General features: G+C 48.1%; 18 protein-coding genes. 13 read left to right on the forward strand and 5 right to left on the reverse strand.

Annotated features, from left to right (window positions below; all coding sequences use genetic code 11):
* Nucleotides 1-524: 524 nt before the first annotated feature.
* The 6 genes from A1OO_RS07150 (at nucleotide 525) to A1OO_RS07175 (ending at nucleotide 7,925) form a co-directional block, all read left to right on the forward strand.
* Nucleotides 525-2,249 (forward strand): dipeptide ABC transporter ATP-binding protein, encoded by a 1,725-nt coding sequence (locus tag A1OO_RS07150; RefSeq protein WP_016960572.1) that lies wholly within the window; start codon nucleotides 525-527, stop codon nucleotides 2,247-2,249.
* Nucleotides 2,250-2,367: 118 nt separating this feature from the next.
* Entirely contained in the window at nucleotides 2,368-3,927 is a 1,560-nt protein-coding gene (locus A1OO_RS07155) for an ABC transporter substrate-binding protein (RefSeq protein WP_016960573.1), read from the forward strand.
* Between the two features lie 66 nt (nucleotides 3,928-3,993).
* Nucleotides 3,994-4,971, forward strand: coding sequence for an ABC transporter permease (locus A1OO_RS07160; protein ID WP_016960574.1), 978 nt, complete (start codon nucleotides 3,994-3,996; stop codon nucleotides 4,969-4,971).
* Nucleotides 4,972-4,973: 2 nt separating this feature from the next.
* Nucleotides 4,974-5,915, forward strand: coding sequence for an ABC transporter permease (locus A1OO_RS07165; protein ID WP_016960575.1), 942 nt, complete (start codon nucleotides 4,974-4,976; stop codon nucleotides 5,913-5,915).
* A 194-nt stretch (nucleotides 5,916-6,109) separates the two neighbouring features.
* On the forward strand, nucleotides 6,110-6,922 hold the full coding sequence (locus A1OO_RS07170; protein ID WP_017002618.1) for an SPOR domain-containing protein: 813 nt from the start codon (nucleotides 6,110-6,112) through the stop codon (nucleotides 6,920-6,922).
* A gap of 220 nt (nucleotides 6,923-7,142) precedes the next feature.
* Entirely contained in the window at nucleotides 7,143-7,925 is a 783-nt protein-coding gene (locus A1OO_RS07175) for an SPOR domain-containing protein (RefSeq protein WP_017002619.1), read from the forward strand.
* A gap of 71 nt (nucleotides 7,926-7,996) precedes the next feature.
* On the opposite strand, the gene gorA is transcribed toward A1OO_RS07175, so the two are convergent.
* Nucleotides 7,997-9,352 carry a glutathione-disulfide reductase gene (gene gorA, locus A1OO_RS07180; RefSeq protein ID WP_017002620.1) on the reverse strand — a complete coding sequence of 452 codons (1,356 nt, stop codon included), beginning with the start codon at nucleotides 9,350-9,352 and terminating at the stop codon, nucleotides 7,997-7,999.
* 89 nt (nucleotides 9,353-9,441) lie between these two features.
* Nucleotides 9,442-10,281, reverse strand: coding sequence for a 23S rRNA (adenine(2030)-N(6))-methyltransferase RlmJ (locus A1OO_RS07185; protein ID WP_026023760.1), 840 nt, complete (start codon nucleotides 10,279-10,281; stop codon nucleotides 9,442-9,444).
* A 136-nt stretch (nucleotides 10,282-10,417) separates the two neighbouring features.
* On the opposite strand from A1OO_RS07185, the gene prlC reads away from it, so the two are divergent.
* Nucleotides 10,418-12,460: an oligopeptidase A gene (prlC, locus tag A1OO_RS07190; RefSeq protein ID WP_017002622.1), complete on the forward strand. Its 2,043-nt coding sequence runs from the start codon at nucleotides 10,418-10,420 to the stop codon at nucleotides 12,458-12,460.
* 140 nt (nucleotides 12,461-12,600) lie between these two features.
* Nucleotides 12,601-13,461: a hypothetical protein gene (locus A1OO_RS07195; RefSeq protein ID WP_017002623.1), complete on the forward strand. Its 861-nt coding sequence runs from the start codon at nucleotides 12,601-12,603 to the stop codon at nucleotides 13,459-13,461.
* Between the two features lie 66 nt (nucleotides 13,462-13,527).
* On the opposite strand, the gene A1OO_RS07200 is transcribed toward A1OO_RS07195, so the two are convergent.
* Entirely contained in the window at nucleotides 13,528-16,728 is a 3,201-nt protein-coding gene (locus A1OO_RS07200) for a hypothetical protein (RefSeq protein WP_017002624.1), read from the reverse strand.
* 313 nt (nucleotides 16,729-17,041) lie between these two features.
* On the opposite strand from A1OO_RS07200, the gene traF reads away from it, so the two are divergent.
* Nucleotides 17,042-18,196, forward strand: a complete 1,155-nt coding sequence (gene traF / locus A1OO_RS07205; protein WP_017002625.1) for a conjugal transfer protein TraF — start codon at nucleotides 17,042-17,044, stop codon at nucleotides 18,194-18,196.
* Nucleotides 18,197-18,261: 65 nt separating this feature from the next.
* Here traF and gppA read toward each other — a convergent pair whose 3' ends face one another.
* Nucleotides 18,262-19,743, reverse strand: coding sequence for a guanosine-5'-triphosphate,3'-diphosphate diphosphatase (gppA, locus tag A1OO_RS07210; RefSeq protein ID WP_017002626.1), 1,482 nt, complete (start codon nucleotides 19,741-19,743; stop codon nucleotides 18,262-18,264).
* A 21-nt stretch (nucleotides 19,744-19,764) separates the two neighbouring features.
* Entirely contained in the window at nucleotides 19,765-21,066 is a 1,302-nt protein-coding gene (gene rhlB / locus A1OO_RS07215) for an ATP-dependent RNA helicase RhlB (protein ID WP_026023762.1), read from the reverse strand.
* A 113-nt stretch (nucleotides 21,067-21,179) separates the two neighbouring features.
* Between rhlB and trxA the strand changes: the two genes are divergently transcribed.
* From trxA to ubiD, 4 genes are all read left to right on the forward strand, one after another.
* A complete protein-coding gene (trxA, locus tag A1OO_RS07220; protein ID WP_016960584.1) occupies nucleotides 21,180-21,506 on the forward strand; it encodes a thioredoxin TrxA in 327 nt (108 codons plus the stop codon).
* 186 nt (nucleotides 21,507-21,692) lie between these two features.
* Nucleotides 21,693-22,958 carry a transcription termination factor Rho gene (rho, locus tag A1OO_RS07225; RefSeq protein ID WP_016960585.1) on the forward strand — a complete coding sequence of 422 codons (1,266 nt, stop codon included), beginning with the start codon at nucleotides 21,693-21,695 and terminating at the stop codon, nucleotides 22,956-22,958.
* 169 nt (nucleotides 22,959-23,127) lie between these two features.
* On the forward strand, nucleotides 23,128-24,126 hold the full coding sequence (locus A1OO_RS07230) for a hypothetical protein (protein ID WP_017002627.1): 999 nt from the start codon (nucleotides 23,128-23,130) through the stop codon (nucleotides 24,124-24,126).
* Between the two features lie 90 nt (nucleotides 24,127-24,216).
* Complete coding sequence (ubiD, locus tag A1OO_RS07235) at nucleotides 24,217-26,121, forward strand: 4-hydroxy-3-polyprenylbenzoate decarboxylase (protein ID WP_017002628.1); 1,905 nt, start codon at nucleotides 24,217-24,219, stop codon at nucleotides 26,119-26,121.
* Nucleotides 26,122-26,123: the final 2 nt, after the last annotated feature.

The raw sequence follows: 26,123 nt of genomic DNA on the forward strand, positions 1-26,123 counted from the left end.
TTTGGGACCAGAGGGTCGGGGGTTCGAATCCCTCTTCACCGACCACATTCAGAGAAAGCCCGCTCAATAGAGCGGGCTTTTTCGTATCTGCGATATAACTTTTGATAACACATCTTCAAGAAATCCTTCTCGTTTGCCTTATCTTTGACTGCGTGTCCTCACAGATCTCACCAAATAAACGCGCGTGAGGTGAGAATTCCCTACCTTTTGTTACAGCTATATTGCTCTTGGTTGAATACTTAGACGATCCCAAATTTCAGCAAGCATTGCGGTTTTGTATCTGATACACATTGGTTTTACGCGTTATTCTCCGACATTGACCAAGCATGTCGATGCTGCTAATTAGTGTATTGATGAATATTTATTCGATTAAGTGTCATATTTTCAGTAATAAGTGTTAGTTTGTTGATTTTTCGTGAAACATTTGACAGATTGTAGGGCGTTAAATTGGTCTTGTTTTGTTGATGTAAACAGGGATTGTTTTCAGACAGGCACGGAATTGTGCAGTATCAAGGGTCTGGTCAATGGCATTGCTTGAAGTAAAAAATCTTCGTATTGAGTATCCGTCTCGTCACGGCATCTTTGCCGCAGTTAAAAATCTCTCCTTTTCTATCGAACGTGGCGAAATTGTTGGCGTTGTGGGTGAGTCTGGCGCAGGAAAATCGACGGTCGGTAATGCAGTTATCGATCTTTTAAGCCCACCCGGGCATGTTGCCAGTGGTGAGGTATATCTCGAAGGTGAGTTGATCTCTGGTCTTTCGCCGGAAAAAATGCGCCATTATCGCGGCGCGCGAATTGGATTTATTTTTCAAGATCCGATGACTTCATTGAACCCACTCTTCACGGTTGAAAGACAGCTTGTAGAAACGATTACCACTAACCTTGGTTTGAGCGTTGATGAAGCGAAAGAACGTGCTGTTTCTCTGATGGAACAGGTCGGGATCCCTGATGCCAATGTGCGGATTAAACAGTATCCGCACCAATTCTCAGGTGGGATGCGTCAGCGTGTGGTTATTGCCATTGCGCTTGCTGGAGAGCCGGACTTAATCATTGCAGATGAACCGACAACGGCTTTAGATGTGTCGATTCAAGATCAAATCCTTAATCTGATCCGTGAACTTTGCGTGAAAAAGAACGTAGGTTGCATGCTCGTCACCCATGACATGGGTGTTGTTTCTAATGTGACGGACAAAATCGCAGTCATGTATCGCGGGGACTTGGTCGAATTTGGCGAAACCGCCAAGGTGTTGAATACTCCTGAGCACCCGTATACCAGAAGCTTGATTTCCGCTGTGCCTCGATCAGACATTAAGCTCGATCGCTTTCCATTGGTCAGCTACATCGAAGAAGCGGTCGACATGAAGCCGCTGGACGTGAAAACCCATTGGCTGGGTCAAAGTCAGGATCAGCGCTCGTACACTGGGCCGTTGCTTAGCGTTGAAAACGTGAACCTTCGCTTTGTCACCAAAGACTCTTTCTTTGAAAGCCGCCGTGAATATGTGCAAGCGTCGGATGACGTTAGCTTTGATGTGCATGAGGGCGAGACATTTGGTCTTGTCGGTGAGTCTGGTTCAGGGAAGTCGACCATTGCGCGAGTTATCGCCGGTTTGTACCCACCTAACTCCGGTAAGGTCACTTTCGAAGGTATCGACCTTACTGCGCTGAAAAGTGAAGCTCAGCGCCGTCCCATACGCCGTCAGATGCAAATGGTGTTTCAAAACCCGTATTCATCCATGAACCCCCGTATGAAAGTGCAAGACATCATTGCGGAGCCAATTCGTTTTCACCGTCTTGCTGAGAACGAAAGCCAAATCCGAATGATTGTGGGTGACTTGCTCGACCATGTCGGTCTTGGTCGCGCAAGCGGCATTAAGTACCCACATGAATTCTCCGGCGGTCAGCGCCAGCGTATCTCTATCGCTCGTGCACTGGCAACGCGCCCACGTCTGCTGATTTGTGACGAACCAACGTCTGCATTGGATGTGTCTGTTCAAGCTCAGATATTGAATTTGCTGAAAGATCTCCAGCAAGAGCTGAATTTGACCATGTTGTTCATCAGCCATGATTTACCTGTGATCCGTCAAATGTGCGATCGCATCGGTGTCATGCAAAAAGGCACCTTGCTCGAAGTTGCCAAGACGGAAGACTTGTTTACGTCACCCCAGCACCCGTACAGCAAGAAGCTGATATCTCTTATGCCCGAATTTAAGGGGATGAGTGCGTTAGAGGCTGCTGCCGCACCACAATAATTTAATGCCGATAGTGGAAAGGATGGTTGTGTCCGTTATCGGTTTAATTTTGCGAGACCTAGCGCTTTGCAAATACACAACAGATCGGGAGTTCGCTCCCAGCATAAGGAGTCATGCAATGAAAACCATGAAGAGCAAAATCGCTATTGCGTTGATGGCAGCGGGCTTGAGCTTTGCTGCATCAGCCGCAGACATTACCGTTGCTTATGATGCAGATCCTGTATCCTTAGATCCCCATGAGCAACTGTCAGGCGGTACCCTGCAGCTGTCACACATGGTCTTTGATCCTCTCGTTCGCTGGACGCAAGACCTGCAATTTGAGCCGCGTTTGGCATCAAGCTGGGAGCGTATCGACGACAAAACCGTACGATTCAAGCTGCGCGAAGGGGTGAAATTCCATTCTGGCAATGATTTTACTGCCGATGATGTGATTTGGACGGTTGAGCGTTTGCAATCATCACCTGATTTCAAAGGCATCTTCACGCCAATCGCGGAAGTGCAGAAAGTGGATGACTACACCGTCGATTTTATCACTGATGGCCCATATCCACTTGTGCTGCAAACCATGACGTACGTGTTCCCGATGGATGCCGATTTCTACTCAGGTAAAACCGACGCTGGTGCAGACAAATCGCAAATCCAAAAAAGCGGTTCTACTTTTGCTTCTACCAATGTTTCAGGTACCGGTCCTTTTGTCGTGTCATCTCGCGAGCAGGGCGTGAAGGTCGAATTTGATCGCTTTGGCGACTATTGGGATAAAGAAAGCCCAGGCAATGTCGACAAACTAACGCTCGTGCCAATCAAAGAAGACGCAACCCGCGTTGCAGCGCTGCTATCTGGCGATGTTGATATGATTGCACCGGTTTCTCCAAACGATCATAAACGTGTTGAGAAAGCGAAAGGCATTGATCTGGTGACACTACCGGGCACGCGTATCATCACGTTCCAATTGAACCAAAATGTGTCTGAACCGTTACGTGACCCACGTGTTCGTCAGGCCATTGCCTATGCCGTTAATAACGAAGGCATTGCACAAAAGATCATGAAAGGTTTCGCAACGACCGCTGGACAGCAAAGTCCAGCAGGTTATGTGGGTCATAATCCTGATCTTAAGCCTCGCTATGATCTGAAAAAAGCCAAATCTTTGATGAAAGAAGCAGGCTACGGCGATGGTTTCACCATCACCATGATTGCGCCAAACAACCGTTACGTGAACGACGAGAAAATTGCACAGGCAGTGGCGGCAATGTTGTCAAAGATCGACATCAAAGTGGATCTTCAAACCATGCCAAAAGCGCAGTACTGGCCTGAGTTTGACAAGTGTGAAGCGGGCATGCAAATGATCGGCTGGCACTCTGACACAGAAGACTCCGCGAATTTTACTGAGTTCTTGACAATGACGCGTAATGCAGACACGGGTAAAGGCCAGTACAACTGTGGTCACTATTCTAACAGCGAAGTGGATAAGCTGGTGGAAGCAGCAAACGTAGAAACTGACCCGACGAAACGCGCTGAAATGCTGAAAGCAGTAGAAACCACCTTGTATAACGAGGCTGCGTTTGTACCTCTACATTGGCAAAACCTAGCGTGGGCTGCGAAGTCTAACGTCGATATTCAGCCTATCGTCAATGCGATGAACTTCCCTTACTTCGGCGAATTGGTCGTCTCTGAAAAGTAAGCGGTAATCGTAGTGTTTTTGGCTCCGGGCTTTTCCGGAGCCAGTTTGTTGTTTGCGGGGCGATGAATGTTTACGTTTTTGGTTAAGCGCCTGGTTCAGGCACTGGTAGTGATGTTTGTGATCAGCCTGGTGGCGTTTTCCATCCAGGACAATCTAGGTGACCCTCTTCGGGAGCTGGTTGGGCAGTCTGTCTCTGAAGCAGAGCGAAACGAGTTACGCGATGAACTCGGCCTCAATGATCCTTTTTTTGTTAAGTATGGCCGTTTTATATCGAGCGCCGTCGAAGGAGACTTAGGCACTTCCTATTTTTATAAGCGTCCAGTCGTTGATGTAATTCTCGACAAACTGGTGGCAACGTTAGAGCTGGTTATCGCTGCTGCCATTATTATCGTTTTGGTGTCGATCCCTCTCGGGGTTTATTCCGCGATTCACCCTAATAGTTTTCTGACCAAGCTCATTATGGGCTTTAGTATCATTGGTATTTCTGTGCCGGTGTTCCTGACCGCAATCATGTTGATGTACGTGTTTGCGATTGAATTAAATTGGCTGCCCTCATACGGGCGAGGAGACACAGCTAACTGGTTTGGCTGGGAATCAGGCTTTTTCACGGTGGATGGTTTAGCACACTTGGTGTTGCCTGCTGTTTCATTGTCTTCAATTATGCTTCCCCTGTTTATTCGCCTTGTACGCTCTGAAATGCTCGAGGCGCTCAGTACCGAGTACGTGAAATTTGCTAGAGCGAAAGGGATGCCAGAGCGCAAAGTGCAATATCAACATGCGCTGAAAAATACCATGCTGCCTGTTGTCACCGTCGGTGGTGTACAGATAGGAACCATGGTGGCCTACACCATTTTGACTGAAACCGTGTTCCAGTGGCCGGGTACAGGCTTTTTATTTCTTGAAGCCATTAACCGTGTCGATACGCCGCTTATTACCGCGTATGTCATTTTTGTTGGTTTGCTATTTGTCGTCACCAATACCTTGGTTGATTTGCTGTATGGCTTAATCAATCCAACCGTTAACTTAACCGGCAAAGGAGCGTAAGTATGAGCACTGTGACCCCGAAAGCGCCTTCTCGCTGGCAACAGTTTTTAGCCTCGGATTTCTTTTACCACTTCAAGCGTGACAAAGTCGCCATTACCAGTTTTACGGCATTCATGTTGTTTATGCTGGTGGCTGTTTTTGCCCCTGTCCTGTCACCGGCCGATCCATATGATTTGTCGTCTATCGATATTATGGACTCGGAGTTACCGCCCACGTGGATGGAGTTTGGAGATGAGCGTTTTGCATTAGGCACGGATAATCAAGGCCGAGATATTCTTTCGACCATCATGTATGGCCTGCGTATCTCGTTGCTGATTGGCTTGGGTGCTGTTGCACTGCAGTTATTCTTGGGTATCGTGATAGGACTCAGTGCGGGCTATTTTGGTGGACGTATTGATAGCCTGCTAATGCGCATCGCTGACGTGCAGTTGTCGTTTTCTACCATGATGGTTGCCATCATCGTCTCGGCGATTTTTAAAGCCAGCTTTGGTAGCGACTTTTACAGTGAATACGCCATTTTGATGTTGGTTGTCATCATTGGTTTCGCTGAATGGCCTCAATACGCACGGACTGTGCGGGCTAGTGTGCTTGCGGAAAAGAAAAAAGAGTATGTTGAAGCGGCGCAAGTCATGGGCTTTAGAGCACCGCGCATTATGTTTAGGCATATTTTGCCAAACTGCTTATCGCCGATTCTAGTCATTTCTACCGTGCAGGTTGCCAATGCGATCATGTCCGAAGCTGCGCTCTCATTCTTGGGGTTAGGCATGCCGGTTGATAAGCCATCATTGGGTTCGTTGATCAGCATTGGCTTCAACTATATCTTCTCGGGTTCTTGGTGGATCACCGCATTCCCTGGCATCGTCCTTGTTATGTTGGTGCTGGTGATAAACTTACTCGGCGACTGGTTAAGAGATGTCTTCAACCCGAAAATCTACAAAGGGTAAGCCATGTAAATTCGGAAGTGGCTATTGTCGCTTCCCTTGGCTCGCTTCAGTTTGCTAGCAAAAGCCCCGGTCATTTGGCTGGGGCTTTTTGATCTCATGCTTATTGAGTCATTGCTTTTCTATTCGTCGGTATAGCAATTTCGAGCTACGCTAACTAACTGAACAATAAAAACACTCCTCAATGGAGAAGGGCGATGCGTAGACGTTTGTTTCACTTATTGGGTGTGTTGTTACTACTGCTATCAACATCAAAGATGGTTCAGTCTGCAGAGGCAGATTGTGACTCTTCGCGACAGGGTAATTGGAATATTGTGCAGGAAACGTGTCCTATTGGACAAGGTTTGTGGGGGAGAGCACCAGAAAACCTATCGGGAATATTTTGGGTGCAATGTGGGTTGCTAAGCAGCCTACCTGAGTCTGGGTTTGCCCAAAAACTGAATGGTCTTCCTAACAAAGAAGCCTTGGTTTTTCGCCAAGAAGGAAGTCAGTATCGCTGTCTTGTTGGACCGTTTGTACAATATTCAACAGCTGTGAGCGCGCGTGACGAACTGAGAAAACAGCCAGCGCTGTCGCGTGCTTTTATTCGGAATGCCCTTATGGTGGAAAATGGCGCAGAAAAAGTTATAGGTAACTCTTCTACCAAAATGAATATCAACGGTAAGGCTAGTGGGAACGTATCAGCGACTAAAGCCGCTCTTAAGCGTGATTATTTTGATTTGTTGGGTTTAAGAAGTCCGAAACCTCGAGATGGCGAAAAGCGTTACACCGATGACAAGTTTGTTTGGTGGCGAGCCTCTTTGAAAGAGGCTACATCCACTTGCGAAAACGATGGAATGAAACTGGTGTCCGAATCAACACTCAGATCAATTTCAAGGAGTGCAGAGTACAAATCCCAATTGCCCTCCCGTTTACCTTTTTGGGTTGCGGAGCAATATGCTTTTGATTCGATAATGATGGTACCCATGCCGCTGTCAAAAGAATCCGTGCTATTGGTACTGTGCGAATAAAAACGCATTTACCGTCATGACATGTCCACGTTTGTTCCACGCCCTTTTGCACATGTTGTGAAATCTGCTGTAGAAACTATCAACAAATCCCTCATTTTACACTTCGCTCTCTACAATGTGCCGTTGAATCAATAACGTGTAATGACACGAGCGGTATGAAGGTATGCATGGGTGTAAGACAAACAGATCTGCGATTGAGGTTGATGAGGCAGTGAGAGGAATGACGCGTACCTTATTCTTGATGGGTCTATTTTTCTCCAGTAGCACCTTTGCCACGAAGGCGTGCCAGACGCTGAAGGTTGAGCAAGGCATAGGGATTGTCTCTGCTCAGTGTCCCATAGGTGAAGGGCTGTGGAGCAAGAAGCCATCACCACAAGGCGGTGCTTTTTGGGTGCAATGCGGCATTTTGGATAACCTGCCAAGCGTAGCTTTTCGACAACGCATTGAAAAGCATATAGCCAACAACGCGGATTGGGTTTTAAAGCCAGAAGAGAAAGGCTTTCGATGCCTGCTTGGTCCTTATCAAGCATTCAACGATGCCGTTGCCATTCGCGATAAAATTCGCCAAGAGCCTGTGACGTCTGATGCCTTTATCCGTCAAATAGATTACCCAGAGAAGTCTTCTTCTCAGTCTACCAAAGCCCAGCACTCAACCAAAAAGCCAAGGCAAACCCTGAGCAAGGGAGCGACAGTGCGGAAACTCGACCCTGTTGTCGGGCTTTGGACGCCAAAGCCCAAAGGTAATGACGCGCGTTACTCCATCCACCAACGAGATTGGTGGCGGGCTACCTACTTGGACGCTAAAAAGGCCTGTACGCAATCGGGAAAGAGGTTGGTATCAGAGTCAGCCATTCGCCGCGCTGTCTCGCGACAAGGTGCTAGAGAGCAGTTCCCAGCGACCATTCCGTACTGGTTAAGCAGCGGTAACGTTTACGATATTAAATTGGACATGGCGTTTGTGGCCATTTCAGACACGCTAACGTTGAATGTGCTGTGTGAGTGATGGACGGATATTACTGAGTGCAGAAACAAAAAAAGCGACTGTTAAGTCGCTTTTTTATGTAAAACAGACTCTTATCGCATGGTAACGAACTCTTCTGACCCTGTTGGGTGGATTGCGACCACGCTGTCGAAATCGGCTTTCGTTGCGCCCATTTTCATGGCGACGCCAAAGCCTTGGATCATTTCATCGACCGCGAAACCGATGCCGTGTAGGCCAACCACGGTTTCTTCTTCACCCGCGCAAACCAGTTTCATTTTGCAAGGCTGACGGTGTTGAGTCACGGCGGTGTACATGGCGGTAAAACCAGACGTGTAAACTTTCACGTTCTCTTCGCCGCACTGCGCTTTGGCTTCTTGCTCAGTCAGACCAATCGTGCCAATAGGTGGATGACTGAATACCACGGTTGGGATCAGGGCGTAATCCATCTTGGCGTTAGTTTTGCCATTGAACAGGCGCTCAGAAAGTTGACGACCTGCTTTAACAGCAACTGGTGTTAACTCTACGCCGCCTTCCATGATGTCGCCAACACAGTAGATACCAGACACATTGGTGTTCTGGAACTCATCCACTTTGATGTAACCGCGTGCATTGGTTTCAACGCCAGTCGCTTCCAGATTGATTTTGCTGGTGGTTGGGTGACGACCAATCGCCCAGATCAGCATATCGGTGTTGTGTGAGGTGCCATTTTCAAAATGCAGTGTCACAGAGCCATCCGCTTCTTTCACGACTTCTTTCGGCGTGGACTGCGTATGAAGGCTTGGACCTTCTGCTTCCATCACTTCCACCAAGGTATCGATAATCATCGGATCGAAGGTACGAAGCGGTGATTCTTTGCGAACGAACAGGTGGGTTTCAGTACCCAGTGCATTCAAAACACCCGCGATTTCAACTGCGATGTAACCGGCACCGACAACGGCAACGCGCTTTGGCTGCTCAGTCAGTTCAAAGAAACCGTTTGAATCGATACCGTGCTCAGCACCTGGTACGTTCGGAATGGTTGGTTCTCCACCTACAGCAATCAAGATATTGTCTGCGGTGTAGTGCTCGCCATTCACTTCTACGGTTTTTGCGTCAACAAATTTAGCGAAGCCGTTGATGACTTCAATGTTGTTTTTGCCCAATACGTTTTCGTAAGAAGTGTGAATACGTCCAATGTAGGCTTCACGGTTTTCGACCAGTTTTCCCCAGTCGAATTTGTTCACCGTGGTATCGAAACCATAGTCAGGGCCGTACAGTTTGATCGCTTCAGCAACTTGAGCGCCATGCCACATCACTTTTTTAGGTACACAGCCTACGTTTACGCAAGTGCCGCCCAAGTGGCGCGCTTCAACAATTGCTACCTTTGCACCATACATTGCCGCTCGGTTAGCCGATGCAATACCACCACTACCACCACCGATACAGATGTAATCAAAATGCTTGGCCATTTTATTCTCCATGTGATTATTCTTATTTCCGCACTGATAGCGGCAATCCAATATTTCCCAATATTAACAGACCCGATGGGGGCTGATTGTTACTCAGGTACAATCCATTCTACAAATTGATGACCTGTCGCGGGTGCAATTTTACTTTGCAGCCACGGTAGAATTTCTTTCATCTGCGCTTCAAGCGTCCAAGGCGGGTTGATCACAATCATGCCTGACGCCGTCATGCCGCGCTCTTCGGAATCGGGTGCAACGCCCAATTCGATTTGAAGAATTTTACGAATGCCGAGCTTTTCCAAGCCACGGGTGATCAAGTCGATATTTTTACGATACACCACCGGATACCAAATTGCATAAGTGCCAGTCGCCCAGCGTGCAACGCTTTCTTCAATGGCATCAACCACGTCTTGGTATTCGTGTTTTAGCTCATAAGGCGGGTCAATTAACACCACGCCACGACGCTCTTTTGGCGGAAGGCTGGCTTTCAAACGTGCGTAGCCATCCTCTTTGAACATTTTCACCTGACGGTCGCCACGAAACTCTTGTAGCAGCAGTGGGAAGTCCGTCGGGTGAAGTTCAGTAAACATTGCGCGGTCTTGGTCGCGCATTAATGTTCTGCCTACCTTTGGTGAGCCAGGGTAGAAGCGCAGCTCATCACCATCATTCACATTACGGATTGCATCAATGTACGGTGCAATGGCGTCTGGTATGTCTTGGCAATCCCAAAGCAGGCCGATACCTTCTTTGTATTCGCCAGTCTTTTCAGCATGCTCGTCGGCGAGGTCGTAACGACCGGCACCACTGTGGGTATCGTGATACACAAAGGCTTTATCTTTTTGTTTGAGTGATTCAATGATAAGGCTCTGAACAATGTGTTTAACCACATCGGCATGGTTGCCTGCGTGGAAGCTGTGGCGATAACTGAGCATGATAGACCTGAATGAAAACGGACAAAAGTAGCGAGCATTATCGCTTATTGCGAGATCGGATGCAGCATTGGCATTGAAAACCCGTTCATTTGCCATCATAACTAATGCATTAGAGAAAGAAATAAAGGAACTGATCATGTCCAACCCGTTGGTATCGTTTACCGATTTGCCTCCCTTTTCTGCCATTAAGCCAGAGCATGTTCAACCAGCCGTTGAGCAAGCTATCGCTGATTGCCGCTCCGCGATAGAAGCGGTGTTGGAAAACAACACAGATCCAAGCTGGGACAACATTTGTGTGCCGCTTGCCGAGAGTGACGACAGGCTCAGCCGTATTTGGTCACCTATCGGACACATGAATGGTGTGGTGAACAGCCCTGAGCTTCGAGACGCTTATGAAGCATGTCTGCCGGAGTTGTCTGATTACTCAACATGGGTCGGTCAAAACAAGCCTTTATATGATGCGTACAAAGCCATTAAGGCGCGTGATGATTTTGATTCTCTGACGCCAGCGCAGCAAAAGACCATTACCGATGCGCTTCGTGATTTCGAATTGTCAGGCATTGCATTGCCACAAAAAGAGCAGCATCGATTTGGCGAGATCAGCAAGCGCCTGTCTGAGCTTTCTTCTAATTTCTCAAACAATGTGCTTGATGCCACGATGGGCTGGAGCAAGCAAGTCACGGATGTGAACGAGCTTGCGGGCATGCCTGAATCAGCATTGGCAGCTGCACAAGCGCAAGCTGAGGCGAAAGAGCAAGAAGGCTACCTGCTAACGCTGGATATTCCGTCTTACCTGCCTGTGATGACGTACTGTGATAATCGTGAACTTCGCGCAGAGATGTACCAAGCCTACACCACGCGTGCATCAGATCGCGGACCGACTGCGGGTAAGTGGGACAACACCGATCTCATCAGCGAAACCTTGCTGCTGAAAAGCGAGATATCTCGCCTGCTTGGTTTTGCTAGCTATAGTGAGCTGTCGTTGGCCACCAAAATGGCAGCGTCAACCGATCAGGTACTGACCTTCCTTAATGAGCTTGTCGACAAAGCGCGCCCACAAGGCGAGCAAGATTTCCAAGCGTTGGCACAATTCGCCAAAGAAAGCTTTGATGTTGACGCACTCGAGCCTTGGGATGTGGCTTACTATTCCGAGAAACTCAAGCAGCACCAATACAGCATTTCAGACGAAGAGCTTCGCCCTTACTTCCCTGAAAACAAAGTGGTCGCCGGACTATTCGAAGTGCTTAAGCGTGTATTCGGTATGGACGTGAAACACCGTGACGGTGTGGACGTTTGGCATGAGTCGGTATCGTTTTACGATATCTTCGATGGCAAAGGCGAGCTGCGTGGTAGCTTCTATTTGGACTTGTATGCGCGTGAACATAAACGTGGCGGTGCATGGATGGACGATTGCCGCGGTCGCCGCATTACCCAATCAGGTGAGCTTCAAACTCCTGTCGCATACCTAACGTGTAACTTCAACAAGCCTATCGGTGGCAAGCCTGCATTGTTCACGCATGATGAAGTGGTCACTTTGTTCCATGAGTTTGGTCATGGCATTCACCACATGCTCACCCAAGTGGATGAATCATCAGTATCCGGCATTAACGGCGTACCTTGGGATGCGGTAGAGCTGCCAAGTCAGTTTCTAGAAAACTGGTGCTGGCAAGAAGAAGCGCTAGCGTTCATTTCAGGTCACTTTGAAACCGGAGAGCCACTGCCAAAAGACATGCTCGATAAAATGTTAGCCGCGAAGAACTTCCAATCAGCGATGTTCATTTTGCGCCAGCTAGAATTTGCATTGTTCGATTTCACCTTGTTTACCCGCTTCGACCCAGAAGAGGGCGCGAAAGTGCTGGAAACGCTCGCCGAGGTGAAAAGCCGAGTCTCAGTGGTGCCATCACCAGAGTGGAATCGCTTCCCGCATTCATTCAGCCATATCTTCGCGGGTGGTTACAGCGCGGGCTATTACAGCTACCTGTGGGCAGAAGTGTTGTCATCAGATGCGTTCAGCCGCTTTGAAGAAGAAGGCATTTTCAACACCGAAACGGGCGCGTCGTTCCTGGAAAATATTCTAGAGCGCGGCGGCAGTGAAGAGCCAATGGAGCTGTTCAAACGCTTCCGCGGCCGCGAGCCATCGCCTGATGCGCTGCTGCGCCACAGTGGTATTGGCGCTTAACTGTTCAAACAGTAATGAAAAGCACGCAATTTGCGTGCTTTTTTTGTGCCTGCTAAATCTAAATCCATGCAAGTTTGTATAATGCCGCGCTTTTAAAAATTCCATTTATATAAATAAAACGACAGTTGGATTATACAACAATGAAAAAGACGGTATTGGCGTCCGCGTTGGCGCTTGTTGCGACCGGTATGATAGCTCCTGCAGCAGTGGCAGGTGAGAAAGAAACAAAGGGTGGATACTCTTATTTTCGTGGTGGTTTTGAGCATGTAACTTACGACGAAAAACATCCGGGTATCAGCTCATCAGTCAGTGTAATGAGCCCTGTTGTTAATACAGGTGGCCTTTATTATGTGAACGACACATTTGATTTCTCGTTGGAAGCATTGGCAACATTTTCACCGGGTGATGCTCAGGAAGATTGGTATGACGCCAACGGCCTGATGCAGACCAACAAGTATCAATATTTGCGCGCTTCAACCAACGCGTTGCTGCACTACAAGATGACGCCAGAATGGCGCTTGGTTGGTGGCCCTGCGTTTAGCTACCAGACGCACAAGCGTTACGGAAAAAAGAGCTTCCAAGCTTTGCCAGAAGGTCAGCATGAGTTCTTCACCAGTACATGGGAAGAAACCTCAACGGATATCTTTTTGGATATGGGCGTGATGTACGACACGGGCACTCTACATAACGAAAGCCCATGGCATTACAAGTTCAGTGCAATCTTAGGTGTTCCTGTCTGGAGCTATACCACCAACACCGCACCAGGATTAGAAGAACAAACTTTCTATGATACGGGGTACCGTGGAGCACTAGAAGCGGCGGTGGCTTACCGCGTGTATCCTGGAGTGAGTATCGGTGGCTTTGTGACTGCGACCTATGAGAACCGTAAAGAAAGTGATGGTGTGATCGTAACTATTGATGACAAGCGTTACCACGCAGTGGTTCCAGAGGGTGATACCATGCACTACAGCGCGGGTGTTCAGCTGCTTTGGAGCTTCTAAGCGTTCGCGTTTAGAAAGAAGAAAGGCGACCGATTGGTCGCCTTTTGTGTATCTGGACGTTTGAAATTACTTCAGACGAACCCATTCAGATTCGTGGTTGTCTTTGTGACGCCACATTTTGTTTGCGTCGGTAACTGGGTCCCACTCCCATTTCACCCAGGCGCCTTCCCAAGGGTAGCTCTTGTTAAGTTCTTCATACGTACAGGTATGGTTGACTTCATACATACAAGGAAGATCATTCAGTGGCGATTTTTCCCATGCGTAGAAGCCATCATACTCTGCGGCTGGTGATGAGGTGATTGTGTAACCCTCCGCTACATATGCGTAATCAGAGTATTCAGAAGATTCGCCACCTGTTACAAAGGTTTCGCGCCACGTAGATCCCACAAAGTTGATCGATTGAGTGACGACAGCTTCAACTGCTTTTTTAGCTTCAGCTTCGCTAGTGAAGTACTTCTGTGTCCATACCTCATCGCTGTCTGCATCTTTCATGCTCATCGTGCCAGCAGTGTCAGCCCAGATTGTGAAAGACTCATCAGAGTTGTAATGATCACCCTCATTAAAGAACTGGTAAGCGTGGCGGCCATTTGCTGTTACGTATTGAGTAATTAGTTGAGAGTCACCAAACGGCCACCACTCGCTCCACGCACCGTTTTCGTAATCCATTGCTCGTTCTAGGAAGACAGTTTTACCACCTTGTTCAGAACGGTAAACATTGCTCACTGACATACCATCAACAAAGAAGATTCCCGTTTCAGAAATAATCAGGTCTTCTTTAGGCTGGATAGAGAAATCACGGTCGATAAAGGTGTTGATAATGAACTCTTCATCACCAATGTTTGACGCTTCTGAGCCGTAAACTGTCAGTGCTTGACCTGCCTTGAAGTTTGCACCCGCTGATGTTGCCATCGCTTCGGTGATATCAAGATTTACTGCACAATCACTACCAGATTGGAATGCTTTGAAGCCCTTATCTGAAGCATTGAAGTAGAACGCATTGCCGTTCAGTGCTTCGCCAGTGATACGGAACCACTCGTAACGAGAACCAGGGAATGTTGGTTCAAAAGTACCGTGTTCGTTTGCTACGAGTCCTAGCTCTGAACACTGCATACCATTGAAGTACAGATCTACGTCAATGTAGTCAAATTGCTCGTTAGCGGTGAATTGACCATGTTGTGCAGACAGGTCGATGGCTACGTCTTTACCGTTTACCCAAATACTACCACTCGCATCATTCCAGTAGGTGTTTGCAGATACTTGACCTTTAAACAGAGTAAAACCGCTTTCGAAGGTTGAAGTCGTCAGTGCAGCTTTACCGTTACTCGCTTTTGTAACTTCAACGAGTTTTTCTCGTTCAAATACGGTAATACGTGGCTGACGTTCATCATTTTCGTGAGTATCTACAAAGCTAGTCAGAGTAACGTCACCTTCACCTGGGATTGCCCAAATAAGGTGGCCTTCAGCATTGGCTTCCCAAGTACCATCTGGCTCAAAGGCACTTGATTCTGTAGGGCATTGCTCACCTTCTGCAAGCAGGGCGATACCTGAGTTCTTGTTTTCACCTTCGACAAACTTTATTGCCATGCAGTTTGCATAGTTGTAAGCAGTTTGATTTGTCTCATCGAAGTCTTGCTCGCCGTTCCAGCGATACCAAGTTTTGTTTTCTCCAACCAGCAGGTCTCGCAGGTGATTGGTGATAGATGGTGCGACTTCAGCGAACGCAAAAGATTTGTCAATTTTGTTTGCACCATCAGTTACTGAAATGACGAGTTGGCCGTCTTTTGGTGCAGTTGTTGGAGCGCCTGTTAAAGTGATATCCGTACCATTAACTTCGGCGACTAGCCCTGGAATATTAGTTTTAGCCGCGTATACCAACACATCGCCATTTTTATCATCAAATAGATCTGAGATGTTAAATGATGCGTTAACTTCAGTATGTTGCTCAAGCTCTACTGCTTTAACTGCTTTCGCAACTGCATCGGCAATGACTTGGTTCAGTGTCGGCGCGTAGTTGTAGCTATTCACATTCAGATCAAGCGTGGTCGTTGAGATCACTTGCTCTGAAACCACTTCGCCATTGCTGTTCAGGTCGTTGGTAGCCAGTTGAATCTTGTAGGTGCCTTTTGCAACATGTGCTTCAGGATTCACGCGAGAAATAGTCAGCGTGTCGCTAGCAAGTGTTACAGAAAGATTCGCTTCACGAAGCGCTTTATCGTTAGCGATAGAAACAGTGTTGCCTTTGCCGTCTTTATCGATGATCAGATCGGCCACAACAACAGAGATGACTTTGTCGTCTCCCCACATTTCTACGTCGCCAAAAATACCTTCCAGAGCCTCAACTTGGCTTTTCAGTGCAGTAACGTTGTCCGCGTTAAACTGAACCGCGTAGTTGGTAACGATAACGGGTGGCTCGGTTGGCTCTTCAACAACAGGAACGTATGGCTTATACGTTTCGTCTTCTAGATCTTCAGGCTTCATCGTCGCGGTTGCGTCAACCGTTGCTTCAACGACTTGGTCTAATTGTGCGTCAAACGCTTCGTCAGACGATGCGTTTGCTTTCGTTTCAGTTAGGATTTGAGCTGTTTTGTGGATTTTCGCAGCCAACTCTTTGCTTGCATCGTCACCCGTTTCTTTCGCAAGAATGTAGTCACTGTAAAGAATGTCTTGGCTAAGCTCTCCCTCGGTGTTTAGGCCACCTAGAGATTCGATCACCGCTTTCTCTGCATCTTCTTTTGAAAGGCCTTCAGCAGTGTCAGTTGATTGCATCTTAGATACAACCAAGTCTGTAATTGGGCTGGCAATTTCAGAACCTGCAGGCGCTCGAAGAGTGACGGCTTTCATTGCCTGACCTTGTAAGTCCATGTCTTCAGTAATGACTTCTGAATGAGCATCTAGAGATTGGACTGTTGCAATAAGGCGAGCTGAAGTTTTAAGACGCTTCTCATCTGCTTGGCTAATTTCGGCATTAATATGGCCGCTTTCATCGGTCAGCAGAACTTTTCCGTCAATGTCTTTGATGACTTCACTTGGCTCACAAACACCATTACTGTTGTCATCAGCACAAAGTAAGGCTTTGTGAATGTAACCATCCATTGCAGTAATGATCACGCCGCCTGGCTGAGTTACGCCACCGCCGTCACCGCCACCACCACCAATATTGCCGCCGCCTGGTGCGCCGCTATCATCACCGCCACCACACGCTGAAAGGATCAGCGCAGAAGAAATTGCTACAGCCAGTGCTGCTTTCTTAGTTTGAAATATAGACATATCTAATTTATTTAATTTTTTTTAGAGCAAAAAGTCGGCAGATTATGCTTTTAAGATTGAGCGCTGTAAATGCATATTTTTATGTATACGTGATCCCTGTTTTGTTTATGAAATATTATTGAATTTAGTGATATTGATTCATTTATCGTTTGTATTTCTGCCATTAACGCGACTTATGCATCACCATTTTATAACTCATAAAAATATTTTACTGTCCGAAAATTAATGTTGTGTATAAAAAAAACAACAGGCCTAATGGCGGATTGAAAAAGTATTAAATGTTGTATTTAGAGAATATAGAGAAATAAAATAAATGAAAATGACAAATGTATCACTGGCAGTACTTATGGCATCCGTATCTTCCCAAGCGCTGGCTTTTGGCGCTGCTGATGCTCGCTCAACAGCAATGGGCGGGACAGGCGTAGCGTCTTCAAACTATTTGATGGCGGCTTTCCATAACCCTGCTCAGACGGTGAACTTTACGGGCTCAGATGACTTTGGCCTGCTGTTGGGTGTTAATTTGGGCGCACATGACAGTGATGATTTGTATAACAAGATTGATCATTTCCAACAAATTGATGAAGAGTTGGAATACAACAATCAGGATCAAAACCTGCAAGACGAATGGCGTGCGGCACTTCGCGAACTGGATAACGGCTCATTGAGTGTCGATACTAGCGTTGGCATTGCTGTTGCCATTCCAAACAAGTATCTGAGTATGAACATGTTTGCTAAAGCAAACGTGGCTACGATCGCGATGACTGATGTTGTTGATAGTGATTTGGTCGGCACTCCGGATAGTGAAAACATGCAGTCAACAGTGCATGGTTTGATCGGCGGGACGGTTGATGTTGGTATTGCGATGGCTCGCGCATTCGACCTGCCTTTCCAAGGACAGCGATTGTCAGTAGGTGTTACACCGAAAGCGCAGCATATCGTGGCACTGAACTATAAGAATACCGTTTCTGGCTTTGAAGAAGATGACGTCGATTTGGGCTCTGAGTACCAAGAGGCAACCGTGTTTAACGCTGACATGGGCATCAGCTATATGCCAACTCAGCACTTAACATTGGGCTTGGCTGCGAAGAATATTTTTGCGCAAGAGCTTGAAACCAATGTGAGCTATGGCACTCAGGCTACGTTCTTGGTTGAACCAAAGTACACTGCAGGTATTGCGTTTAACTCGCGACTACTGACTGTGGCGGCGGATTACGATATTTCTGCAACGCGCTATTTCAAAGAAGTAGAACATGAGACTCAGTTTGCTCGCGTCGGTGCTGAACTCAATGCATGGGATTGGGCGCAGGTGCGCGCAGGTTACAGCCATAGCTTGACTGATTATGCGCAAGATACCGTGACGGCGGGTGTTGGCTTTAAACCATTTGGCGCATTTGGTTTTGACCTAGGCGCGTACTACGGTGAAGACAATAACTATGGTGTGTCGGCGCAGATTGTTTTGACTCTGTAATCACACTCAATGTCGCACAAAAAAGCACGGCAAATCGCCGTGCTTTTTTGTATCTGAACATAATCTTACGAAATGCTCAGAGGCCAATGTTGGTCGCTTTGGCGCTGCGCTTCTAGTGCCAGTTCTGCCGCCATCAGCGGATTGTTGGCAAGCCAAGTAGTGGGCAGCGTCAGTGTTAGCTCGTCACTGTTGGTATTCAACGTCACTGGCGGTAAGACATTGCTGTCACGGCGGTGGCAGAGAATAATGGCCAGTCGCAATAGTCGCAAAATGCGGTTAGCACTGATTGCAGACACGGCGCTTTGTATACCGACAGGATGCAGTTGTTCGCGGTACTGGCGCAGTAATTCTGCTAGAAGCTGTTTCTGCGCTTGAGTAAAGCCAGGTAGGTCGAGGTTTTTAATCAAATAGGCAGCATGTACGCCATCTTTTTTGAAACCGATACTCATGCCAATCTCATAGAGTTCGCTGGCAGATCTCAGCATCTCTTCCGCAATAGGCTCTGCTATCCATTCATCACCACATTGGCTGAGTAGATTCAGTGCCATGTTGGCGACGTTGTCGGCTTGTGCGCGATCTAACTGATAGCGAGACTGTATGCTTTGAATGGTACGCGTGCGAATATCTTGTTGGCGCATCGTATCCATCATGCCATACACCAAGCCTTCACGCAGTGCGCCGCCTGCTAGTGTCATCGAATCAATGTCGAATTGTTCAAAAACCGCAATCAGAATTGATAGGCCGCTTGGGAAGACCAAGGCGCGTTCTAGCGTCAAACCATCAATGTCGAGTTCTTCAACCTGACCAAAGCCGATGGCTTGTTTACGTAATCGGTGTAGTTTGGCGAGGGTGATCACCTCATCCATACCTTGCGCAATCATGATTTCTTGCAGCGCTTGAACCGTTCCACTTGCCCCGACGCATATATCCCAGCCGAGTGAACGATAACGCTCAACAATCGGTGCCAACACCTGTTTTGCGCCGTCAATGGCGCGAGTAAAGCTGGCTTCGGTCAATGTGCGGTCTTTGAAGTGCTGTTCAAGCCAAGTCACGCAGCCCATGTCGAGGCTGGTTAAGGCAGCGGCATCAAAGCCTTCACCGATAATAAGCTCTGTGCTCGCACCACCTATATCGACCACCAGTCGCTTGCCTTTGCCACCCGAGGTATGCGCCACACCTTGATAAATGGTGCAGGCTTCCTCTTCACCGGTAATCACTGTGATGGGATGATCGAGGATTTGATTGGCTTTGGTGATGAACACATCGGCGTTTTTTGCACTGCGCAAAGCGGCGGTGGCAACAATACGGATGTTGGAGGTGTCAATATCTTGCAGGCGTTCTGCAAAAAGGGAAAGGCAGTCCCAACCACGCTGCATCGCGTCTTCGCTGAGATTGAGTTGTTTGTCCAAGCCTGCGGCGAGGCAGACTTTGCGTTTGATTTTTGCCAGCGTTTGCACGCTGCCTTGAACTTCGCGGACAACCAGCATATGAAAGCTGTTTGAACCGAGGTCAATGGCAGCGTACAGGGGCGAACGCGCGTGATCCATGCTGTGTTACCCCTGAGTGCTTTACGCTTTATTCTGTGGCGGACGACGACGACCGCGGCCGCGAGGTTGTGAACCTGGCTTGCTGCTTGACGTGTTACGGCGGCCGTTGACTTGACGCGGGCGCTGTAGGCGTATCGGGGCAGGTAAATCAGTCATCAAAGCGTCTTCATTGTATTCAGACACTGGGATAGCGTGATCGATATACTCTTCGATACCTGGCAGGTTCACGGCGTATTCTTCACACGCGAAACTGATAGAGTGACCGCTTGCACCCGCACGACCAGTTCGACCAATACGGTGAACATAATCTTCGCTATCGTCAGGTAGATCGTAGTTGAATACGTGTGTTACCTGAGGAATATGCAGACCACGGGCGGCAACGTCGGTTGCAACCAGGAAGTCGATATCACCTTTCGTGAAGTCTTCTAAGATCTTCATGCGCTTTTTCTGCGGCACATCACCGGTTAGCAAACCAGCACGCAGATCATCCGCAGCCAAGTGGCCCCAGATTTGCTCGCAGCGGTGCTTGGTGTTGGCAAAGATAATGGCGCGCTCTGGCCAATCTTCTTCAATCAGCGTTTGCAGCAGGCGCATTTTGTCAGTGTTTGACGGGTAGAAGAGCTCTTCTTGGATGCGATGTCCGGTTTTTTGGTCCGGTTCTACCACAACATGCTCAGGGTTTGTCATGTGCTCAAACGCCAGTTCCTGTACACGATAAGACAGGGTGGCAGAGAACAGCATGTTTTGACGCTCTGAAGGAGCCGGCATGCGACGGAACAAGAAACGGATGTCCTTGATAAAGCCAAGGTCAAACATGCGGTCAGCTTCATCCAGTACAACGGCTTGAATGCTGCGCAGATCAATCACGTGCTGTTTGTAGAAGTCGATAATACGACCACAGGTGCCGATAAGAATATCAACGCCATTTTCCAGTACTTCTTTCTGCTTGTCGTACGCTTCACCACCGTAAGCAAGGCCTGCGGTCAGTGAGGTTGAGGCCAGTAACGGGGCAGCATCATTATAGATCTGGATCGCAAGTTCGCGCGTCGGTGCCATAATAATGGCTCGCGGGCAGTTTTTCTTGCGGTCGGCAGGAGCCTCCGTTGTCAGCAAGTGATGGAAAGTCGCAGTCAGGAATGCCAGTGTCTTACCTGTGCCCGTTTGGGCCTGTCCTGCAATGTCTCGGCCGGTGAGCAGGACCGGCAATGCCAAAGCTTGGATAGGGGTACAATTATGAAACCCTTTTTCTTCCAAACCTTTGATGACATCGGCATGAAGTCCGAAGTCGGCAAATTTTTGCTCTGTGAGATGCGTCATTTTCATCCGCATAGAATATCAGCTTAGGCTTGCAATACGATAGTGAATACATTCAAATAGTGTGATGATTTACTGGTTGGTATATCACCAGTGACAAAAAGTAATCATTGGAGTGAAAGATGAGCGACAAGATTTTGCAGCTGACAGACGACAGCTTCGACGCAGATGTTATCAATGCTAAAGGCCCTGTACTGGTCGATTTCTGGGCGGAGTGGTGTGGTCCTTGTAAAATGATCGCGCCGATTCTTGACGAGATCGCTGAAGAGTACGAAGGGAAAGTCACTATTGGTAAGCTGAATATCGACCAGAATGCGGGTACACCGCCTAAGTTTGGTATTCGCGGTATCCCAACATTGCTGCTGTTTAAAGACGGCGGTGTGGCGGCAACGAAGGTTGGCGCACTGTCTAAAACTCAACTGAAAGAGTTCCTAGACGCAAACCTATAATGTGACTTGTAAGCCGTGAACCGCCCAGGTCGCGGCTTATTTGTCTCTATCAGCTAGACAGTTCCCCGATCAGGTGCTAACTTATTGCACGTAAAGTGTACATCTGTTCATCTCTCGATCACACCCTGTGATTCCCAAACCCAAACTAATCAGACCTCAAATTTGACTGACAAGACACCTACCACTATGAATCTTACCGAACTGAAGAATCAGGCCGTTTCTGAGCTGGTCGCCTTAGGCGAAAGCATGGGCCTTGAAAACCTTGCCCGCCTTCGTAAACAAGACATCATCTTCGCGATCTTGAAGCAACACGCGAAAAGCGGCGAAGATATTTTTGGAAACGGCGTGCTGGAGATCCTTCAGGACGGCTTCGGCTTCCTGCGCAGTGCAGACTGCTCTTACCTTGCTGGCCCAGATGATATCTATGTTTCACCAAGCCAAATTCGCCGTTTTAACCTGCGAACTGGTGATACCATCTCTGGCAAAATCCGTCCGCCAAAAGATGGCGAGCGTTACTTCGCACTGTTAAAAGTGAATGAAGTTAACCACGACCGACCTGATAATGCCCGCAACAAGATCCTGTTTGAAAACCTGACGCCACTGCACGCAAACGAGCGTATGGTGATGGAGCGTGGTAATGGCTCTACCGAAGACATCACAGCACGTGTGCTGGATCTGGCATCGCCAATCGGTAAAGGTCAACGTGGTTTGATTGTTGCTCCGCCAAAAGCGGGTAAAACCATTTTGCTGCAGAACATTGCTCAGAGCATTGCCCACAACCACCCTGAGTGTGAGCTAATGGTACTTCTGATTGACGAACGTCCAGAAGAAGTGACCGAAATGCAGCGTTTGGTAAAAGGTGAAGTGATTGCTTCTACCTTTGATGAGCCTGCAAGCCGCCACGTTCAGGTAGCTGAAATGGTTATCGAAAAGGCCAAACGCCTTGTTGAGCACAAGAAAGACGTGGTTATCCTGTTGGATTCAATCACACGTCTGGCACGTGCTTATAACACCGTGGTACCAAGCTCAGGCAAAGTTCTGACTGGTGGTGTTGATGCGAATGCATTGCATCGTCCAAAGCGTTTCTTCGGTGCTGCACGTAACGTCGAAGAGGGCGGAAGCCTGACCATCATCGCAACAGCGCTGGTTGATACTGGCTCTAAGATGGATGAAGTTATCTACGAAGAGTTTAAGGGTACAGGTAACATGGAACTGCACCTGTCTCGTAAGATTGCCGAGAAGCGTGTCTTCCCCGCTATCGACTTCACGCGTTCAGGTACGCGTCGTGAAGAGCTTCTGACGAAGTCTGATGAGCTGCAGAAAATGTGGATCCTGCGCAAGATTGTTCACCCAATGGGCGAAAGCGATGCGATGGAATTCCTGCTTGATAAGCTCTCGATGACCAAGACTAACGAAGAATTCTTTGAAGCAATGCGTCGTCAGAAATCATAACGCGCACCATGCTGAATTAAAAAAGCACCGCCTAGCGGTGCTTTTTTTTTGCTTGAAGAAAGACAGAGTCAGGCGCTTATCAGTTGCTAAATATGAGAATGAGCCTCAGAATTGAGCTGGCATATTATTCAGCCAGTCGATTGGGATGTACTGGCGCAGGATTTCTGGGATGAAACGTTCACTTGTTTTACTAATCATATTTATATTCACCCTCTTTGGCGGTGTGTCGCGTGCCATCACGATATCGCCAGATGACTTGGCATCGCATATTGCCGATCCCAATACGGTGTCAGCTATTCTTCATGCGACCACCTTGTTTGATGCCAATCAGATTTCACAACTCGACACCTATCTTGCCGCCTTGCCGGAATTGTTGCGCGAAGAAGCACTGACCGTCGTGACGCGTCGTGCGTTGAATTTTTCTAAAATGACGCCAGAAATCGAAAAGTTTCTTGTCACCATTAGCCATCAACAACCTAAGTACTTAGTGAGAAGTCAGGGCAATGGCTACTGGGTGACCATGCCTGCTTTTAATTATGCAGGTGAAGCGAAATGGGTACTCAATCGCTGGGAAATTAAATTGCTGGGAGATGAAGCCAACAGGTTGCTCAATTATGACCAATTGTCTTTGGCAAAATGGCTGTCGTTCTCCTCAAACGATTACACATTGCGACGAGAAGCGTTAGTCAGCCTCATCTCTCATCTTTCACCGCAAGCGCTCAGTAAACTTGAGGTGTTGTATCTTGATGACAAAAACATGAATTGGTGCCCTGACAACACGGTTTTGGCAGCGTTAGCCACCCAAACCCGCAGTAACGCGCTGTATAGCTTACTTTGGCTGCGACGCACTGATAGCGCCAGTTTGGAGGTATTGCGGAAGATGGATACCCCTCCTGTTAGCCAACAACATATTGATCAGATGATCGCCGCCACGGTTAACCCCGCATTGGCGGAGATGGCAATCAGACAGCTGGCAGGTTTACATCCTCTTCCTGACGATGTGAAAATGTTTTTGCTTAAGCAGATTGGTGATCGTCAGCGCGGTAAATCTATTGCAATGCTGTTGGCTGAACAGGGTCACCGTGTTTGGTTGGAGCAATTGCTGCAACAAGTCTCGGGTGTCACTCGTCGTAATATCGAGAATGGACTAGATAGCGTCAAAAGCTGACAGATAGACCTTTTGTTTTCATTTTTACAAACGTGTTACCCGCGACACATCCCGTTATAATCGAATCCTTACATCTCATCCGGGAAGGCTATGAAATTTACTGATTTACGCGTGTTTATCGACTATTTGGAATCTGTCGGTGAGTTAAAACGCATCTCTCATCCTGTCGACCCAAATCAAGAAATGACAGAAATCGCGGATCGCGTCTTGCGTGACGGTGGCCCAGCGTTATTGTTTGAAAACCCGGTCGGTTACGATATTCCCGTGCTAGCAAACCTGTTTGGAACACCAAAACGTGTCGCTATGGGCATGGGGCGTGATGACGTCACCGCGCTGCGAGAAGTCGGTAAATTGCTGGCATACCTCAAAGAGCCTGAGCCGCCAAAGGGCTTTAAAGATGCGTTAGACAAGCTGCCTGTGTTTCGACAAGTGTTAAACATGCCAGCCAAAAAACTGCGCAAAGCACCGTGTCAGGACATCGTGTGGCAAGGTGACGATGTCGATCTGGATAAAATTCCTGTGATGAGCTGTTGGCCGGATGACGTGGCACCGCTGCTGACATGGGGATTAACCATCACCCGTGGGCCGAATAAAAAACGCCAGAACCTCGGTATTTATCGTCAGCAGAAAATCGGTAAAAACAAAGTCATCATGCGTTGGTTAGCACACCGAGGCGGTGCGCTGGATTTACGTGAATGGATGGAAACAAACCCAGGCGAACCCTTTCCGGTGTCTGTCGCCTATGGCGCTGATCCTGCGACGATTCTTGGTGCGGTCACGCCAGTGCCGGATACCTTGTCAGAGTACGCGTTTGCGGGTTTGCTTCGAGGCAGTAAGACCGAAGTTGTGAAAAGCATCAGCAATGATTTAGATGTACCTGCCAGCGCAGAAATTGTGATGGAAGGCTACATTGATCCGAATGAGTTTGCTGACGAAGGGCCATATGGCGATCACACAGGCTATTACAACGAAGTAGAACGTCATCATGTGTTCACCGTGACGCACATTACCATGCGTCAAAAGCCGATTTATCACAGCACCTATACAGGCCGTCCACCGGATGAACCAGCAGTGCTTGGCGTCGCATTGAACGAAGTATTCGTGCCTATTTTGCAAAAGCAATTTCCCGAGATTGTGGATTTCTATCTGCCGCCGGAAGGCTGTTCGTATCGCATGGCGGTAGTGAGCATGAAGAAACAATACCCCGGGCACGCCAAGCGCGTGATGATGGGTGTGTGGTCTTTCTTACGCCAATTTATGTACACCAAGTATGTCATCGTGGTTGATGAAGACGTTGATACCCGTGACTGGCACAGTGTTATTCAAGCAATGACGACTCGCATGGATCCGATGCGTGACACGCTGCTTATCGAAAACACCCCAATTGATTCTCTCGACTTTGCATCACCAGTTGTGGGGTTGGGCTCCAAAATGGGCATCGACGCCACCGTTAAATGGGAAGCGGAAACCGTCAATTACCCTTCGCCAAATGATGCGCAGCCTGATCTGGAAAAGCTTAAAGAAGCAATGCTTGCTGTGCGTGCACAGTTGCCAGAAATTATTGATCTCTACCTGCCGTCTGAAGCCCATGCGAGTCGCATGGCATTGGTGACCATTAAGAAAGATTCTGTGGGCCATGCTCCTCGTGTGATGGAAAGCATTTGGGCATCATTGGGGCAAATTATAGACCTCAAATTCGTCATGGTATTTGATGATGGTGACGTCAATGTACGCGACTGGAACGATGTAATTTGGGCAATAACCACCCGCATGGATCCGGCTCGTGATACCCTGTTCGCGAAGTCGCCTACGGATGATTATCGAGAAGACGCTCGCGGTGATGCATCGCCAGTTAGCGAGTGCGGGTCTAGAATGGGGTTAGATGCCACCAATAAATGGCCGGGAGAATCGACCCGTGAATGGGGAACACCCATTGCCAAAGATCCGCAAATTGTTGCGAAAGTAGACGAAATGTGGGGCATGTTGGGTATTTAATC

Source organism: Enterovibrio norvegicus FF-33 (assembly GCF_000286835.2).
GTDB lineage: Bacteria > Pseudomonadota > Gammaproteobacteria > Enterobacterales > Vibrionaceae > Enterovibrio > Enterovibrio norvegicus_A.